This window comes from Gemmatimonas sp. (genome assembly GCF_046594945.1).
In the GTDB taxonomy this organism is placed as follows: domain Bacteria; phylum Gemmatimonadota; class Gemmatimonadetes; order Gemmatimonadales; family Gemmatimonadaceae; genus Gemmatimonas.
Genome location: NZ_JBKJRB010000040.1, coordinates 13,787 through 30,681, shown reverse-complemented (window position 1 = coordinate 30,681; position 16,895 = coordinate 13,787). Strand labels below are relative to the sequence as shown.

Sequence of the window (16,895 nt, the reverse complement as noted above, 5' to 3'; positions counted from 1 at the left end):
GACAGGGAATCTCACGATTGCCGGGGCTGGGCGGTACCGGCGGGGAGAAACCTGCGAACTATCGACTCGTCGCCTGCCCCAGCCCCAACGCCCCATTCACCCACCGGATGAACGGCGTCATCACCGCAAAATGCTTCGCCAGCGTCTGCGGCAGCTTCGGGCTCGTCACGTCATCGGGGGTGAGCTCCGTCCACGCCGTGTACGACTGATACCGCAGCCAAGGCTCCGCGGGATGGTCGGCAGCGAATCCCCGTGGCAAGCGCGTCAGCATGCCGTCAGTGTCCAGATCGCCGAAGCGGCGGCGAAAGGTGCGCCCCTTCACGATCTCCTCAAATCCTTCGAGGTCGTCGGTAAGGGCTTGGCGGATCTTGTTCACCGCCGACCGCGGTGGCATCCAAATGCCGCCCCCGCAGAACGACTTGCCGGGCTCGATGTGAAAGTAGAATCCCGCACCGCCGTGCACCGCTTCGGTGCCCACGCCGCGCCCCGCATCGCGATGAAAGAACCAGCAGGCGGCGTGCGTTTTGTACGGTGCTTTGTTCTTCGAAAAACGCACATCGCGGTGAATGCGGAACACCGACTTCTTCGGCGACCCCACGATTTCCGGCGCAATCGTGGCAAGATGCACGTCGACCTCTTCCACCAGCAGCGCCAGCGGCCGCTTGATGTCGCGTTCGAAGTCAGGGCGATGCTCCTCGAACCATTCCTTGCGATTGTTCTTCGCGATACCACGCAGGAACGTGAACGCCTTTGGCGTGAACCGCGTGAAGTTGTCGCCGATTACCGTACTCATGACATCCCCGAGGACATCGACATTGCGATCGCGTCGATCGACGTCGATGTCGCCGGAAAAAGAAAGCGCAGGAAGAGACCGGAGCGCTCGCCCCACGCCCGCTCATCATGTAGCGCGCCATCCGCTTCCATGTACAGCAGGTCGTGCCCGGGCTGCCACCCCTTTCGCAACAACATGCGATACAGCAATCGCGTTCCTTTCAGCATACGCGACTCCCCCGTTCCCACGTCGAGCCAGATCTTGAGCTCGGGACGCAGGCCATTGTTGGCCACCAATTGACGCACGATCCACCGGTCATCCCACCACACACTCGGCGACAGTAATCCGAGCTTTCCGAACACCGCCGAGTGCGTCAGCCCGAGATGCAGCGTGAGCAATCCGCCCAGTGAGCTGCCCGCCAGTCCGGTGTCGCGCGCGCCGCGACGCGTTCGCCAGTTGTGATCCACCCACGGCTTGAGCTCGTACACCAGCATCTGTCCATACCGATCGGCCAAGCCGCCAGCGTCGTGTGCGTTGTCGCGCGTGGGGGTGTACTCGTCGATCCGATCGCGCCCCGCATTGCCGATCGCGACGATGATCATCGGCTCGATGACCTGCGCGTGCATGAGCGCGCGCGCCGTCGTGTCGATGCCCCACTGCACACCAAAGGGCGACATCGCGAGATCGTCGAACACATTCTGCCCGTCGTGCAGATACAGCACCGGGTACCGACGGTCGCTGTTCAGCTCGTATTCCGGCGGCAGACAGACGATCACATCGTGCGGATGCGGTAGGAACCGAGAACGAATCTCCGTGAAGTGCAACAGTGAACCCACCACCCGAGGAACCGGCGGTGTGGGGTGTAGCTCGTCGGAGAGCCCAGCATGAACCACGGTGGCGAACGTGTGAGGGGCCGGGAAGCCGTTTAGTCAGGAACGTGCTCGGGCGACCGGAAGTACCGGGGCCTCAGGACTGGTGTGGTGGCAAGCTAAGCTGGGAAGGGTGACGCGTATTCCTGCCTGCGCAGGCTACACGAGGTCGGTTACGGTTTCGGTGGAGACGAACTGGTCGAGATTGCGGAGGGCGCGCATGCCCATGTTGGTGCGCGTCTCGATCGTCGCGCTACCGAGATGCGGTATCAGTACGACGTTCTCGAGTTCCTTGAGTTCGGGGGTCACGCTGGGCTCGAATTCGTACACGTCGAGACCGGCGCCGGCGATTTTCCGCTCTTTCAAGACCGCGGTAAGCGCGGCTTCGTCGACCACATCACCGCGCGCGGTGTTCACGAGATACGCGTGCGCGGGCATCAGCGCGAGCGTGCGGGCGTTCATGAGATGGCGCGTTTCCGGGGTGGCCGGGCAATGCAGCGAGACCACATCGGCCCGTGCCAGCAGCGCGTCCAGCGACTCCATGCGCTCAGCACCAGCCGGTCCGGCCGTGGCCGGATCATCGATGCGCGGATCACGCGGCGCATGATAGATGATCTTCATGTCGAACGCGGCCGCTGCCTGACGCGCCACCGCGCGGCCGATGCGCCCGTAGCCCACGATCCCCAGCGTCTTTCCACGCAACGTGCGCCCCAGCATGAACGTCGGACGCAGTCCGCCCCACGCGCCGCTGCGGACGTGACGCTCGCCCTCACCCAGACGGCGCATCGTCATCAGGATCAGCGCGATCGCAATGTCCGCCGTGTCATCGGTCACAACATCGGGGGTATTGCTGATTGTGATCCCCGCTCGCTTCGCGGCCGCGACGTTGATGTGATTCACGCCCACACCTACGTTGCAGAGGAGACGCGTGCGGATCCCTGGCGTGTTGAAGAATTCTTCGCTCCAACGGTCGGTGACCGTAGTCATCACGATGTCCGCCTGCTGCAGTACCTGCTTGAGCTGATCCGGCGCCAGCGCCACGTCCGTCTTGTTGAACAGGGCATCGTAGCGTGCCGCAATCTCCGCTTCCACCGCGGCCGGCATTTTGCGCGTGACCACCACGCGGATGCTTTTCGTATCCGTCGAGAGCGCGCTCACGCGGACACGCGCCACTGCTGCAGGGCAGCACCCACGCCGCTGCCGAGCGTGATCGGAATCCCGGCATCGCACAGCGCCATCTCGACGCCCGACAACGCCCCCGCCAGCGTGAGGCTGTTCGTGTCACCGAGGTGACCGATGCGAAACACCTTACCGGCCACCTCGTTCAATCCCGAACCCAGCGAAATGTCGTAGCGCGTGAACGCGAGCTCGATGACGCGACGTGCATCATGCCCGTCGGGTACCATCACCGCGGTGAGCGAGTTCGACGCAATCTCCGGGCGCTTCGCACACTGACGCAGTCCCCAGGCGTTGACCGCAGCCCGCACCCCGTTGGCCAGGAACCGGTGCCGCTCGGCCACGGCGTCCATCCCTTCCTCAAGCAACATCGTGAGCGCTTCGTCGAGACCGAACAGCAACGACAACGCCGGCGTGCTCGGGAAGAAGCCTTGCGCGTTATTCGTACGCATCGGTCGCAAATCGAAATAGGCGCGCGGCATCAGGCAAGCCTCGACGCGCGCCAGCGCCTTCTCGCTCAGGTAGAGAATGCCAAGTCCCGCGGGAAGCATGAAACCCTTCTGCGTGCCGGTAATTGCACAGTCCACTCCCCACGCATCGAACTGGAAGTCGAGACTGGCGATCGAACTCACGCCGTCCACCAACAACAGCGCCGGATGTTTCGCACGATCAATCGCCGCGCGCACCGCCGCCACGTCGCTCGTAACACCAGTGGCCGTTTCATTGTGCACCAGCAGCACGCCCTGAATCTCGTGCGCCGTATCGGCGGCCAACGCCGCTTCAATCCGCGCCGGATCGGCCACGTCGCCCCATGGCTCTTCGATCACATCCACCTGATAGCCCAGGGCGCGCGCGGTCTGGATGAACAGGTGCGAAAACTGTCCGAAACGCACTGCCAGCAGTCGCCCGCCAGGATTCACCGTGTTCACAAGTGCCGCTTCCCACATCGCCGTGCCCGTGGCGGGGAAGACAAATGGCTCGCCCTTCGTCTGATGCACAACCTGCGGCAGTCGCGAAAGGATCGATCGCGTGAGCGCCGGAAATGCCGACGAGCGATGATCTTCCATCGCTCGGTGCATGACGCGGAGTAGTCGGTCGGGAACCGGTGTGGGTCCCGGGATCTGAAGGAAGTGGCGTCCGGCCATCGATTACGTCGGAGAGGGAAACGTGGTATCGACGGCCGGGGTATCCAGCTCGTCGTCGGAATCATCATCGGGTTCGTCGTCCGGCGCATCCTGGCGTGCATCCGCCGGCGCGTCCACGTGTGCATCGTCGGGTGGCTCATTCGCCTGATCGGGATCGAGCACCCGCAGTAATCGCCGGCATAGCCGCGCCAGTCGCGCCCGCTGCTCACCGCTCAGTTCGCGCATGATCCCCACAATCGCATCACTGCGGGCGGGCGCGGTGCTCACCAGCACCTCGCGCCCGTCGTCCGTGAGATACACCGAGATGAAACGCCGGTCGGTCGCGTGCCGCTCACGACGCACCCAGCCGCGCGCTTCGAGCGCGTCGATGATCGCGGTCATCTGCGCCTTGCTGCGCCCCAGTGCCTCGGCCAGCTCCTGCTGGTGTACGGGCCCACGCGACTGCAGTGTTTCCAACACACCGAACTGCGACGCTGAAAGCCCGAATGGATGCACCGCTTGCTCGACCTGCGCGGCCGCCATCGAGGCAGCGCGCTGCAGCGTCGAATAGGCATCGAGGGCGCGGCGGCGTTTCTTCTCTCCCTTACTCATGCGGGCGTTGGTTGTCGGAGGACGGAGACGGCGGTGGAGCGTTCACCCGCACGACTAAGTGCGGGTCACACTCGCGTGTCGCATCGCCATGCGCTCGGCGAGCACAGTCGCGATCGCCATGATCGTTTCCTGCGGGTTCACGCCGAGGGACGTGGGAAGCAGCGACCCATCGGAAATGTACAGCCCTCGCACGCCGTGCCGCTCGCCCTCCGGCGTTGCCCCCGACGTGGTCGGATCGGTCCCCATACGACAGGTGCCATTCACGTGGGCCGAGAAGAGCCCGATACGATTCGGACCGACGGACCCCTCCTCCAACCGGCCCACGTCGGCCGCCGAACGCACCACAATTGGCGTGGAGTGCATGGTGCCCACCTCCTGGGCGCCGGCCGCAAAATGCAGCTCCGCCGTGGCCGACAGTGACGCCCGCACCCGACGCTGGTCTTCCGGTGTCAAGGCATACTCGATCGACGTCTCACCGCGACGATTGACCCGCACGCGACCGCTCGATCGCGTGCGCTCGGCCCCGTCGCGGGTGAGGCCAATCAGGACGCCGAGTTGATTGAACGACGACATCAACGCGCCGTGCGACTGGCCAAACCCGGGCATCGCCGCCGCCGTGAACGACGGGTGCATCGGCGGCGTCTCGATCCAGAAGCCGAAGTCGGTGCCGCGCCAACGCAGATGCTCGTCGCACATGGTGCTGAGCGAAATGCCGGTACTGGCCACGATCTCGCGGTCGTAGCGCCCCCAGACCGCCGTCGTGGGGTGCAGGCGCAACCACTGACCGACCCCGCCACCACCAAGTCCCGAGCGCTGCAGCAGCGCCGGGGTGCCGATGGCCCCACCGGCCACGACGACGATTGGGGCATCGATAGTGAGCGCACGTGCCGGACGCCCGGAGTACGGATCGCGCACCGTGGCATGCACGCGCTTGAGCGGCGGCGTGCCCGCCCCGGTGTCTCGCTCGCGCACCTCGAGGCGATCGACGTGCGTATCGGCGTATAGCGTCGCACCAGCAACGAGCGCGCGCGGCACGTACGTCACCAGTGTGGATTGCTTGGCGTCATGCCGACAGCCCACGCCGCAGAAGCCGCAGCGCACGCAGTTGACGGCATTGATTTGCGCCGTGGACACCTTCCATCCCAATGACCGCGCACCGTCCAGCAGAATGCGATTGTTGGCCGAATGCGCGTCTGCCGGGACAGCGCTGGCGTGCACCTCGCGCTCCACGCGCTCGAATACGGCGCCCATCTCCCGCGGCGTCATGCCATACACGCCCGACTCCGTCGCCCATTGATCGAGCACAAATTCCGGAGTGCGCAGCATGATCATCCAGTTCACCGTGGTCGATCCGCCCACCGTGTTGCCCTGCACCAACGCCACCGATGCATCATCGGTGGTCCGCAGCGCGCCGTCGGCATACAGCTGCTCCGTCAGCTCGGCCTCGCGTTCATCGAAATCGGCCCGCGTACGATAGGCGCCCGACTCCAGCATGATCACGTCGAAGCCGGCTTCGGCCAATCGGGCGGCGGTCACGGCACCGCCGGCACCGGTGCCGATCACCACCACGTCTGCGGTGCGATGCCCGTCGGCGCGCATGGCGACAGCGGGAATAACCCCCCGTGGCAGCGGGGCGGGCGCGATACGCGAGGGCAGATGTACCTGGCCGCGCGCCACCGGTTCGTCGACTCGACTGACGCCAGACATGGAACCTTCCCACGACACGCGCGGCGCTCGCAGATGCATCGGCCCGGCATAGCCGATCGCCTGGCTGACCTCCGGACGCGCGTAATGCACCGCCAAGAGCAGTCGACGCACCGAATGCGATGCCGAACGCAGCGGGGCGAGCGGTGAGTTGAGCCAGCGCTCGAAGCAGCGTGTCTGATCGGCGGCGGTCTGGGCGGCAAAGCGCGTCGGTTTGCCGATTGCCAAAAGCGCGGACGTGCGCGCCGCGAGTACATCGAGGGCCAACCCCATCTGCGCACGGCGATGCGCGGGGAGCAGCTCGAGTCGCGCATCACATCGCGCTACGAACTCGTCTGCCGTCTCGGTGCTAGGCGGCGCCCCTCGCAGGACGCACCGGGCAAGCGCCGCCAGTGACGCGCGCTGCGCCCGTGACAGGTGCGGCAGCACCACGCGGGGCGGCGTACGGATTGCTGAGAGAACGGCGGTCGCGAGGGTCATGCGATTCAAGCGGGCGGGCGGGAGGCTCGCAGTCCTGCTGCACTGCCGATGTGGTGCATAGGCACCGCGACATCGTTCACTCCCGCACGCTACCGCGCTTCCCACCATCTCGCCAGCGGAGTTCTACCGACCCCTGCTACTGCTGAGCGTCGGCCGTGCTCCACACCCGCGACCTACGACCGCATTGCGAACAGCTGACGCGTGTCATCGTGCATCAATACCCAGATCGAGTAGCCGCCGAACAACGTCCCCCACGGCCAGCGGAACAGGCGTAACGCGGAAACGACCAGGATGACGTAGCGGGCCCACTGCTGGTGATTCAGCAGCGCAAAGCCCGCAATGAGTCCGAAAACACTGATGGCGCCGATCACGATGGCAATCATTGCACTGGTGACCGTACCGACGATCAGCACGATGGGATTGAGCGTGGCCAGCGAGCTGAAGACGCCGCCGAGCAGCACGCCCGCCGCGGCCAGCACGCCGATCGCGCTATAGAGCAGGTTGACGATGCCGACGATTTTGATGTGGGTGCGCACAGGCAGCTCCGGAGAAGAGGGTACGCTGTGCCGTACGAGGCACTGCTGGTTCAGGATTCAGGCGCGCGCGCGCCAGACTGCCGTGACCATACGTCGGGCGCCACCCCCGGCGATGCTGACCATCGCGACGCCGCCGAGGATGACCGCCATCGCGGCGACCGCGCGCGCGGGAAGCCGCTCACCGGCCAGTAGGACGCCCAGCAATACCGCGACTGCCGGATTGACGTAAGCATACGTCCCCACTGCCGCTGGGCTCGCCACCTTGAGGAGCCACATGTAGGTGCTGAAGCCAATCAGTGACCCGAACACGATCAGATAGAGCAGCGAGGCCGCCGATCGCGCGGTGACATGCAGTTCCGGGGTCCACTCTCCGAGCCCAAGCGACAACAGGAGCAGCAGCGACCCGCCAACGAGCATCTGCATGGCGATCGCGAGCGCCGGCGAGGCGGTTTGCCGGGCGGTGCGCGAGTAGAGCGAGCCGATAGTCCAGGACAGGGAGCCGAGGGCGAGGACGACGGCGCCGAGAGGGTCAACGGTGGCAGTGGCGCCGCCGGTGGGCACGACAAGCAGGGCGACACCGGCGAGGCCAATGAGGACCCCGACAACTTTGAGGACGTCGGGGCGCTTGCCTTGCCAGAGTTCACTGAGTACGAGCCACAGCGGCACCGTGGCCACGAGGACAGAAGTCAGTCCTGACGGTACGCGCTGACTGGCCCACGCGACGGCGCCGTTGCCCACAAAGAGCAACAGCGCGCCAACAATGGCCGACGCTTTCCAGTGCCTTGCCGACGGCTTTTTAGCGCCACGAAAGCGGCACCATGCGTACAACATAGAGCCAGCAACTAAAAACCGAACCGCACCCATACCGAACGGCGGGATCGTTTCTACTCCCCAGTGGATTGCCAAGTAGGTCGACCCCCAAACGATGTAGATCACCAAAAATCCGGCGATCAGCTGCCATTTGGTGGCGGTGGCCGTAGCGGTGGCTGAGGATCCGTCGCGCCTGGGGGCATCCGCGGCGTCGGCGTCATTCGTGGAGATCGGGCGGTTCGTGGAGGTCATCGCGTCAAGTCGGACGCCGCAGGGCGCGCAGGGCTGCATCGCCCGCCGCCGCCCCGCCAACGAGGAGATAGAGATAGAAGGTGTAAAAGCGCCACCAGAGCAGCGATGCGGCAAAGATACCGGCAGGGATCGCCGAACTGAGCGTGGCGGCAAAGGCACCCTCGACAAAACCGCCGCCGCCGGGTGCCGGTACCACCACCCCGCCGTAAAAGAGCGCCAACGGCCAGAGCATCAGAGGTGCCAGTGCGTCCATTGTGAGCGGGAACGACGGATCGCCCAGGAACACCAGGATCGGCAGGGTGGCGACTTTGAACAGCACGTGCAGCACCGAGCCCGCGAAGGCCAGCAGCATCAGACCCGGCTTGGCGCGACGCAGCGACTGCACCGATCCTCGGAGCGCTCGCAACGTACGCTGTACCGCGCGCCACCGTCCGGCGTGCAATCCCACGCGACGCGCCCACGCCGGCGGCGGCCCGTGGGCATTCCGTTTCGAAAGCACCAGTCCGGCCGCACCGACCCCGAGCACGAAGCTGCTGTAGCCGCCAACCAGACCGAGGAGCCCCGCAACAGACGCCCCGCGCCCAACGAACAGCACAGCCAGCACGCTGCAGACCAGCACCAGCGACCACATCTCAAGAAACAGCTCGAGGAACAGGATCAGCACACGCGCGGCGGCGCCGGTTCCACTTTCAGCCAGCACCAGAAAGCGCGAGGGCTCCGCCCCTGCGCGGGCCGGCGTAATGGCGGCGGCGAAGTCACCGGCCAGACAGACCCGCACGGCGGTGCCGAATCGCAGCGGGATTCCACAGGCGCGCGCCGACACCTGGATCTTGAGCGCCCGCGTGACAATTTCGGCCGTCACGGTAGCCAGCGCCGCCGCGTGCACCGGCCAGGCCAGCCAGGGCATGCCGCCCGCCGGCCAACGCGAGGAAACCACCCATGCCGACACCCCCAGCATGGCGGCGAACGACAGGGAAGTAACGAGCCATCGGACAGCGGACATCGCGGAAACATAGTTCACGCCGTATCGTAACCCCACGTCGCGAGCGACCCGCGCCGCGCCGCACGCTTCAACCACCAGCACCACGCGAGGTTCGTATGTCCGACACCGTGTCCCGTCGTCAATGGCTCATCAAGACCGGTATCGGTGTCGGGGCCAGCGTGGCGCTCCCCGGACTCCTGCCCGCGCTCGAAGCCTCGCGCGCACTCGGCGGTGCGTCATACGGCGAGGTCCTCAATCAGCTCGAACGCGATATCACGACGCAGCGTCGCGCCGCCGGCCCGATTCGTCTCTGCTTCAACGAGAATCCGTTCGGCATGTCGCCCAAGGCCAAAGACGCCATCATGAGTGGGTGGGGCGAGCATCCGCACTACGATCCGCCGGTCATGAAGGAGCTCACGGAGGCGTATGCGACGCACGTGGGGGTGAAGCCCGAGCAGGTGTTGGTCACCCAAGGGTCGAGCGAAGTGCTTTCACTGGCCGCCTTGGCCACGGGGATGCACGGTGGTGACATGGTGCTGCCGTGGCCCACGTTCGAGCAGCTCCCGGATTACGCCACGTCGATGGGTGTCACCGTGCACAAGGTGCCGCTCAACGCGGACCTGCATCATGACTTCGCCGCGATGAACGCGAAGATCGGCGCCAACACGAAGCTGGTGTTCGTGTGCAACCCGAACAATCCAACGGCAGTGCTCGACAATCAACTGACGATGCGCGACTTCGTGATCAGCACCGCGAAGAAATGCCTCGTGGTGGTCGACGAAGCGTATCACGACTTCGTGGACGATCCGAGCTATCGGTCGATGACGGATCTCGTGACGGCCGGCCACAACATCATCGTGTCGCGGACGGCGTCCAAGATTCACTCCCTCGCCGGACTCCGCATCGGATTCGCGATCGCGCATCCGGACGTCATCAAGAAGATGGCGCAGTTCTCGACCGGCAACCCGAACACGTTCGGCATGCGGGCGGCCCTGGCGTCGGTAGAGGACACGGAGTACCAGGAGTTCGTGAAGGCCAAGAACCGGGAAGGCCGCGCCGTGCTCACCGCGGCGCTGACCAAGGCCGGCCGGCGCATCGCGCCGTCGCAGACGAACTTCGTGTTCTTCCACGCCGGACGCCCAGTCGAGCAGCTGCAGAAGCACTTCCTCGCCAGCGGCTACCGCGTGGGACGGGCATTTCAGCCATACGGCGATTGGTGCCGCATCAGCATCGGAACGCCGGACGAAATGAAGCAGTTTGTCCAGCTGATTCCCGGGGCGTTGGCGTAAGACGGCCGGAGTTGGCGGTGTCCCCCTCGTCCACCTCGGGGGGAGCCGCCGGACCGTTGGTGTGCACGAACCTCCGGAACAGCGGCTTAGACCCGAAATACATCAGCATCCCGAGCTCGGTGCCGGTCGCCCTTGGATAGTGAAGCAGCTGTGATTCGTCATAACCTTTGAGCGTGTCGGCCGTCTTGCATTCTACGATCACCTTGCGCTCGACAAGAAGATCGACGCGATACTCGCCGATGACCCTCCCCTTGTAGCGCACGTCGAACGGCACTTCCCGTTCGACCGGCAGCCCACGCTCGCACAGTTCGATGTACAATGCGTTCTGATAACACCCCTCCAATAGTCCGCGCACGAGGAGGTTATACACCTCGTAGAATGCGCCTATGATCTGCTTGCTGAGTTCGTGGTGCAGCAGCGTCCCACTCTGCGATCCGCTCATGAGTTCTCCGGGTTGAGTTCCGTTCAACTTGGTGAACCAAAACCGGAGCGTACGCACCATTTCTACGCCGCCATGATCACTTGCACGCGTGACGGAACGTTGAGCTTGTGGCTGGAAAACAGCTCTACCACGGATTACACGAACCACGCACGGATGATCGCGAGCGCCAGTGCCCTCGCCTGCATACTTTCACATGCAAGCATTGCTGGTTGTCGTTGATCAGCGATCATTGGTGCCAATCCGCGGCAAGACCATTGTACATTGGTCGTCGTGGAACAGCCCGGCCGCGGATTTCACGAACCATGCACCGATGATCGCGCGAGCCAATGCCCTCGCCTGCATACTTTCACATGCAAGCATTGTTGGTTGTCGTTGATCAGCGATCATTGGTGCCGATCCTCGGCAAGGCCATTGTACATTGGTCGTCGTGGAACAGCCCGGCCGCGGATTTCACGAACCATGCACCGATGATCGCGAGCGCTAATGCCCTCGCCTGCTCGATTTTATCTCCAATATTTGTTGGTGGCTGTTGATCAGCGATCATTGGTGCCGACCCGCGGCAAACCCTCACTTTTTGCTGTTCGTCTCGGAAATGCGAACAGTCGGTCACGTCCCTCTCGGCTTTGCTCGTTTGGTCGCTTCCGCGGTCAGCGGATCCTCCGGCCAAGGATGCCGTGGATAGCGCCCGCGCAGTTCCTTCCGTACCTCGAAGTACGAGCTGCGCCAGAATCCGGCGAGATCGCGGGTGACCTGCACCGGTCGCTGCGCCGGCGACAACAGCTGCAGGGTGAGCGACACGCGGCCGTCCATCACCATGGGCGTGCTCGTCCAGCCGAATACCTCCTGCAGCTTCACTGCCAACACCGGCGCCATCGCGTCGCTGTAGTCCAGCGCGATCCGCGACCCACTCGGCACCTCGACATGCGTGGGCGCCAAGCGCTCCAGCGCCGACCGCTGCGCCCACGGCATCAGCGATTGCAGCGCCTCAAGCCAGTCGACCGATGCCAGCTGCGCCCACGTCCGCACGCCGTCCAAATATGGCCCTGCCCAGTCCTCGAGCGAGGCCGACAGCGCCGGGACCGATACATCCGGCCAGCTCGCGTCGTGCGCGTGCATAAACGCCATCCGCTCCTGCAATCGCTTAGCGGTCGGCGAGAAAGGTAGCGCCTCGATGCCGCTGCGCTGCAACTGGGCACGGATCGCGTCCAGCACCGTGTGCAGCACGACCGCGGCATCGGCGTCGGTCCACACCACGTCGTCGATGACGATCGCGCCCAACAACGTGCGCTTGCGCGCGCGAACCGCCTTCGTGCGCTCATCCCACTCCACCAGTCGCACGCGTACGAACTGCTCACCGAAGTCCTCACGCAGCTCCTCGAGCGTGATCGGCGCCGCCCGCATAATCCGCGCTTCGGGCGACGTGCCCTCGAGGTCGGCGATCGCCAGATACGGTGCATCGTGCAGCGCATCGTGCTTCGCCAAAACTGCCCCGCTCCCGTTGCGCAAAAGGTAGCGCGGCTCCGCACCACTGCGCCGCTGCGCGACACGATCGGGATAGGCCAGCGCCAGCAGCGAACCCGTATCGGCATCGTCCCAGGAGGCGCGCACAGGGGCGCCACCGTGTCCACCGTCCGCGGCGCGACGCGCGAGATCGTCGGCCGTTTGCCGCACACGGCGCACGCCATCGCGATCCACCGCCACGCCCACTGCCCCATGCGCCCCATGCGCCCCGTCGCGCCGCAACAGTTCCGTGCGCAGACGCATGTCCGATTGCGGTGGCAACCCGTCGTAGCGTACGATATCGCGCTCTTCCAGCAGCGCGGCGATCGCCGCCCCCAACGGCAAGGCGTTGCGTTCGGCCGCCGTAAGCGCCAGATGCGCCAATCGCGGCTGCGATGGCAAGGCCGCCATGCGACGACCGTGCAACGTGATGCGACCGGCTTCATCGAGCGCGCCAAGCTGCGCCAGCAACGCGCGCGCCTGCGCAAACGCACCCGCCCGCGGCAGATCCAGCCAGCGCAACGCGGTCGGATCGCTGATCCCCGCGTCGGCGAGTTCGAGCGCCAGCGACGACAGATCGGCGTCCACGATTTCCGGACGCGTACTGGGGAGCAGCATGTGATCCTCATGTTGATCCCACAACCGATAGCTCACACCGGGCGCCGTGCGACCGGCGCGTCCGCGACGCTGATCGGCCGACGCACGGCTCACGCGTACTGTGTGGAGTCGTGTCAGACCCGCCGAGGCATCGTAGCGCGGCACGCGCGACCACCCGCAATCCACCACCACACGCACGCCGGCCACTGTAAGACTCGTTTCGGCCACACTCGTACTCAGCACCACCTTTCTCGTGCCAGGAGGCGCGGGCGCCAAGGCGGCATCCTGTTCGCCCAGCGGCATGCTGCCATGGAGCGTATGCAACCGCACACCGGACATTGTGTCGCCAGTGAGACGCTCCGCCACACGACGCTGTTCGCCGGCGCCCGGCAAGAACACCAGCACATCACCGGCCGTGGCCTCGAGTGCTTCGCGGATCACGCGTGCCGTGGTGGCCTCCACCCGCTCGTCTCGGCGCGGCGCACGATAGTGCGTCTCGATGGGAAACAGGCGGCCTTCGCTGCGCAACACCGGCGCTGGCCCGGCCTCGTCGGCCAGCAGCGCCGACACCGCCACACCATCCAGCGTCGCCGACATCACCAAGACGCGCAGCTCCTCGCGCAGATGCCGCTGCGTTTCGAGCACCAGCGCCAACCCCAGATCGGCGTGCAGCGACCGTTCGTGAAACTCGTCGAAGATCACCAAACCGACCTCCTCGAGTGCGGCATCGCTGCTCAGCATGCGCGCCAGCACGCCCTCGGTCACGACTTCAATTCTCGTGCGCTTGGAGATGCGCGTCTCACCGCGCACGCGATAGCCCACCGTCTGCCCCACGTCTTCGCCAAGGATCGACGCCATGTACGTTGCTGCCGCGCGGGCCGCGAGCCGCCGCGGCTCCAGCATCACCAGTTTCGCCCCCGCCAGCCATGGCTCGTGCACCAGCGCGATCGGCACGCGCGTGGTCTTACCGGCACCTGGCGGCGCTTCGAGCACCGCAACCGTGCGCGCCGCCAGCGCCGCGCGCAACGACGGGATGATCTCGTCGATGGGGAGTGTCGTGGTGTCACGCACGGCGACGCGCTATCGACCGCGGATCATCGGCGACGACGCGCCGATGGATCCAGTTGCTGCACCAGCCACTGCTGCGCGCGCTCGATCACATCATCGAAGCCGCTACGAACGCCGCGCACCGTAAGACGCACCTCCACGCTTGGCGTGATCCCCACGCGCTGCAGCTGACCGTCATCTGACCGGCGCAGCTCCACGATGGGAAGCGCGACCTGCAGCAGCCCCGGCAGCGTAATGTTCATCACCTCGCCCGGAGCTCCCGCGCTGGACGAGCCGATGAACGTCACGCGTGCTACGGCATCGAGCGCGAGCGCCAAACGCTCCATGTTGCCGTCGGTCCGTTCATCGATTAAGGCCACAATTCGACCGGCATAGTGCCCGGTCGTGTCCCCGCGACTCACCCGCGAACGGGTCTCACGCGTTTGCGAACACAATTGTCGCGCCTCACGAAGCGTTGTCATGGCACAAGGCTCGCTCTCGTAGCGCCGCACTTCACGCGCCGTGACCGCTTCGGGCAGGCTGCGCACGGCCGCGAGTATGGCGGCAGCATGGCCCGAGCCGAGCGTACCGCGCAGATCGAGCAGCCAGGCGCGTGCACCGCGCGTGCGCGCGAGGATCGCCGCGATCGAATCAGGCGCCAGACGCTCGACATCGAGGTAGACGATGTCGCTAGGGAACGTACGCACGACACTCATGTTCGGCCGCTCTGGCAACACCAGCGGCGCCATGTACGCCGTGCGGCGCGGAATGTTCAACTGCCGCTCGCGATTGGTCAGATCGCGCAGACGAAACAACGCGCCGCCAGTCGGGCCACGTGCCACCTGCGGCATAAGTGCACGAAGGCGAGACCACGGATTGGGCGCGGATACCGCCGTACGATGGTCAATGATCCACGCCGGCATCGGAAAGCCATCGGCAGCCGTGACCTCCATGCCGGTCTCGATGCCAAGGGCCTTCGTGACGGAGTCGCGCACCACGTCGGTGATAATGGCGCGGTCCTCGATCCAACGTACGCGAAATGGAACAGACGCTATGCCGCGAACGGAATCGGCCGACGCGCCTTGTAGATGCGACGGCGTGTCGTCGAGTGCCGAGACCAGTGGCATCAGCGCTGCCGCGTACTCGGTGGCCGCGCGCGCCGCCTCGAGCTTCGGAATCGTGCGCTCAAGCAACGCGTCCAGATCCTCATCGTACAGGTCGCGATGTGCGTGACGCACACGAATAGCGCTCCAGAGTTGCGCCGCAGCCAACAGTCGGGCGCCCATGAATGGATACGGATCGCGACCGTAGTAACTCGGCAACTCCGCTGGCAGACGGCGCTCGGGTGTACGCGACGCGCGGTCGCCACCGCGCTCGGCGCCATTCGTGCGCAGCAGCGACAGCGCCGCGCGTAACACCGGCGCGCTGTCCAGCGGCTGAGCCGCACGTGGCAGTACGGAGTCGGCGATAAGCCCGGTACTGCCGTCGGCATGCACCAGCTCACCTGTACGAATGCGCACCGCGACGCGATCGCCCATCGGCAGCACCACGCTCGAGACCAACGGCGTGTCGTCTACACCCTCTTCAGCAAGCAACGTGACTCGTCTACTCGCGATCAGTGACAACAGCGCGCGCGGAAGCACCGTGGCGCGATTCGCGAGCACCATCACGCGCCGTGGCGACGACGCCCCGGCGAACACCGGGCGTCCGGTGCGCATCGTCCATGCGTCATCGGGTTGCCACTGCCCGTCGGCATAGCGCGCGCCACCAACTCGGCGTGTCCGTTCCGAACTTGCTACCGTGAGCGTGCTGTTCAATTGCATCGCCAGTCCCGCATTGCTCGCGAACCGATCGACGACCGCATCTATTCGGTCGTCATCGATGCGGTCGATGCGGCCAATGTTCGTGTCTTGCCGGTCCCGCGAGCCACGCACGTCGAGCACGACACGTCTGGGTGCAGCGGCCAGCAACCGATTGAGCGCGGCGGCGGCACTATCGCTCCACAGTCGGCGTTGCGCAGCACCCAACGGCACACGCACGATCAACACGCTGTCACGCGTGCGCTCGCTGCCGATGACGTAGCCGATCGCCGCGTTTTCCGCCGTGCCCGTGGCGCCAGCGTCGCCTGCAAGCTCGACGCGCGTAAGCGGGTCCTGCAGCACCGACAGCATGCGGCGATACGCCGCAGCCAGCTGCTGTGCGTCGTTCGCGGAGCGCACGACGGTCGCCGCGCGGATGAACGCCGAATCCCACGGGGCGCCGCGTTCGATCACGGCGGGATGGTACAGGGACACCAGATGCCACACGTGCATCAGTTGATGCAGCCGGGCCACGCCCGCAGAATCAGAGGGAGCGGGGTCTGGCTCCGGGAGCTGCGTGTCGGCCACCGCCGGTACCGCCGGAGCTGACACCACTGCGGCCGGCGTTGTCGCCGCGCCCCGTGCCGGTTTGGTGGCCCTTGTCACGTTGGTGAGCCCTGGTCCCTTCGCCGGCGCTGCTTTCGCTACCGGTCCCTTCGCCTCCGGTGCCGTCTTGGGCGTTGCCGGTGGCGTGTCCCCGCCCACCGGCGCCCCGATACCTGAATCCGGCGTCACCTTGAAGAAGCTGCTGCTGCAGCCGGTACTCGTCGCGGCGAGGATCGCCAGCGACGCGGTCGCGGCGACACGCCCGAACATCCGGGGAGTTGGCGGAATCAGCATATTG

General features: G+C 65.6%; 13 protein-coding genes. 1 reads left to right on the top strand and 12 read right to left on the bottom strand.

Annotated elements, in window-relative coordinates:
- Positions 1-58 precede the first annotated feature (58 nt).
- The 9 genes from ACLL97_RS04760 to ACLL97_RS04720 all read right to left on the bottom strand — a co-directional run bounded on the left by ACLL97_RS04760 (position 59) and on the right by ACLL97_RS04720 (position 9,338).
- Positions 59-793, bottom strand: coding sequence for a DUF2461 domain-containing protein (locus ACLL97_RS04760; protein WP_411279333.1), 735 nt, complete (start codon positions 791-793; stop codon positions 59-61).
- A complete protein-coding gene (locus tag ACLL97_RS04755; protein ID WP_411279332.1) occupies positions 790-1,665 on the bottom strand; it encodes an alpha/beta hydrolase in 876 nt (291 codons plus the stop codon). The genes ACLL97_RS04760 and ACLL97_RS04755 overlap by 4 nt, the downstream gene beginning before the upstream one ends.
- Positions 1,666-1,800: 135 nt before the next feature.
- Entirely contained in the window at positions 1,801-2,745 is a 945-nt protein-coding gene (locus tag ACLL97_RS04750; protein WP_411279375.1) for a 2-hydroxyacid dehydrogenase, read from the bottom strand.
- 50 nt (positions 2,746-2,795) lie between these two features.
- Positions 2,796-3,896 carry a pyridoxal-phosphate-dependent aminotransferase family protein gene (locus tag ACLL97_RS04745; protein WP_411279331.1) on the bottom strand — a complete coding sequence of 367 codons (1,101 nt, stop codon included), beginning with the start codon at positions 3,894-3,896 and terminating at the stop codon, positions 2,796-2,798.
- 69 nt (positions 3,897-3,965) lie between these two features.
- The gene (locus ACLL97_RS04740) at positions 3,966-4,553 is read right to left on the bottom strand and encodes a MarR family winged helix-turn-helix transcriptional regulator (RefSeq protein WP_411279330.1); all 588 of its coding nucleotides are present in this window, start codon (positions 4,551-4,553) and stop codon (positions 3,966-3,968) included.
- A gap of 54 nt (positions 4,554-4,607) precedes the next feature.
- Positions 4,608-6,737: a GMC family oxidoreductase N-terminal domain-containing protein gene (locus tag ACLL97_RS04735; protein ID WP_411279329.1), complete on the bottom strand. Its 2,130-nt coding sequence runs from the start codon at positions 6,735-6,737 to the stop codon at positions 4,608-4,610.
- Between the two features lie 173 nt (positions 6,738-6,910).
- Positions 6,911-7,273, bottom strand: coding sequence for a hypothetical protein (locus ACLL97_RS04730; RefSeq protein ID WP_411279328.1), 363 nt, complete (start codon positions 7,271-7,273; stop codon positions 6,911-6,913).
- A 57-nt stretch (positions 7,274-7,330) separates the two neighbouring features.
- Positions 7,331-8,335: a drug/metabolite exporter YedA gene (gene yedA, locus ACLL97_RS04725; protein WP_411279327.1), complete on the bottom strand. Its 1,005-nt coding sequence runs from the start codon at positions 8,333-8,335 to the stop codon at positions 7,331-7,333.
- Positions 8,336-8,339: 4 nt separating this feature from the next.
- On the bottom strand, positions 8,340-9,338 hold the full coding sequence (locus ACLL97_RS04720) for a lysylphosphatidylglycerol synthase transmembrane domain-containing protein (protein ID WP_411279326.1): 999 nt from the start codon (positions 9,336-9,338) through the stop codon (positions 8,340-8,342).
- Between the two features lie 95 nt (positions 9,339-9,433).
- Here ACLL97_RS04720 and ACLL97_RS04715 point away from each other — a divergent pair, with 95 nt between their 5' ends.
- Complete coding sequence (locus ACLL97_RS04715) at positions 9,434-10,606, top strand: pyridoxal phosphate-dependent aminotransferase (RefSeq protein WP_411279325.1); 1,173 nt, start codon at positions 9,434-9,436, stop codon at positions 10,604-10,606.
- On the opposite strand, the gene ACLL97_RS04710 is transcribed toward ACLL97_RS04715, so the two are convergent.
- The 3 genes from ACLL97_RS04710 to ACLL97_RS04700 all read right to left on the bottom strand — a co-directional run bounded on the left by ACLL97_RS04710 (position 10,542) and on the right by ACLL97_RS04700 (position 16,867).
- On the bottom strand, positions 10,542-11,048 hold the full coding sequence (locus ACLL97_RS04710; RefSeq protein ID WP_411279324.1) for a GxxExxY protein: 507 nt from the start codon (positions 11,046-11,048) through the stop codon (positions 10,542-10,544). The genes ACLL97_RS04715 and ACLL97_RS04710 overlap by 65 nt on opposite strands.
- Before the next feature lie 606 nt (positions 11,049-11,654).
- Positions 11,655-14,216 carry an ATP-dependent helicase HrpB gene (gene hrpB / locus ACLL97_RS04705; RefSeq protein WP_411279323.1) on the bottom strand — a complete coding sequence of 854 codons (2,562 nt, stop codon included), beginning with the start codon at positions 14,214-14,216 and terminating at the stop codon, positions 11,655-11,657.
- A gap of 23 nt (positions 14,217-14,239) precedes the next feature.
- Complete coding sequence (locus ACLL97_RS04700) at positions 14,240-16,867, bottom strand: S41 family peptidase (protein WP_411279322.1); 2,628 nt, start codon at positions 16,865-16,867, stop codon at positions 14,240-14,242.
- Positions 16,868-16,895: the final 28 nt, after the last annotated feature.

Excerpts from the sequence above, each read along its gene's own strand:
- ACLL97_RS04715 (WP_411279325.1), top strand. The coding sequence starts at position 9,434 with ATGTCCGACACCGTGTCCCGTCGTCAATGGCTCATCAAGACCGGTATC.
- ACLL97_RS04740 (WP_411279330.1), bottom strand. The coding sequence starts at position 4,553 with ATGAGTAAGGGAGAGAAGAAACGCCGCCGCGCCCTCGATGCCTATTCG.
- ACLL97_RS04760 (WP_411279333.1), bottom strand. The coding sequence starts at position 793 with ATGAGTACGGTAATCGGCGACAACTTCACGCGGTTCACGCCAAAGGCG.
- ACLL97_RS04735 (WP_411279329.1), bottom strand. The coding sequence starts at position 6,737 with ATGACCCTCGCGACCGCCGTTCTCTCAGCAATCCGTACGCCGCCCCGC.
- yedA (WP_411279327.1), bottom strand. The coding sequence starts at position 8,335 with ATGACCTCCACGAACCGCCCGATCTCCACGAATGACGCCGACGCCGCG.
- ACLL97_RS04750 (WP_411279375.1), bottom strand. The coding sequence starts at position 2,745 with ATGCCGGCCGCGGTGGAAGCGGAGATTGCGGCACGCTACGATGCCCTG.
- ACLL97_RS04700 (WP_411279322.1), bottom strand. The coding sequence starts at position 16,867 with ATGTTCGGGCGTGTCGCCGCGACCGCGTCGCTGGCGATCCTCGCCGCG.
- ACLL97_RS04745 (WP_411279331.1), bottom strand. The coding sequence starts at position 3,896 with ATGCACCGAGCGATGGAAGATCATCGCTCGTCGGCATTTCCGGCGCTC.
- ACLL97_RS04720 (WP_411279326.1), bottom strand. The coding sequence starts at position 9,338 with ATGTCCGCTGTCCGATGGCTCGTTACTTCCCTGTCGTTCGCCGCCATG.
- ACLL97_RS04710 (WP_411279324.1), bottom strand. The coding sequence starts at position 11,048 with ATGAGCGGATCGCAGAGTGGGACGCTGCTGCACCACGAACTCAGCAAG.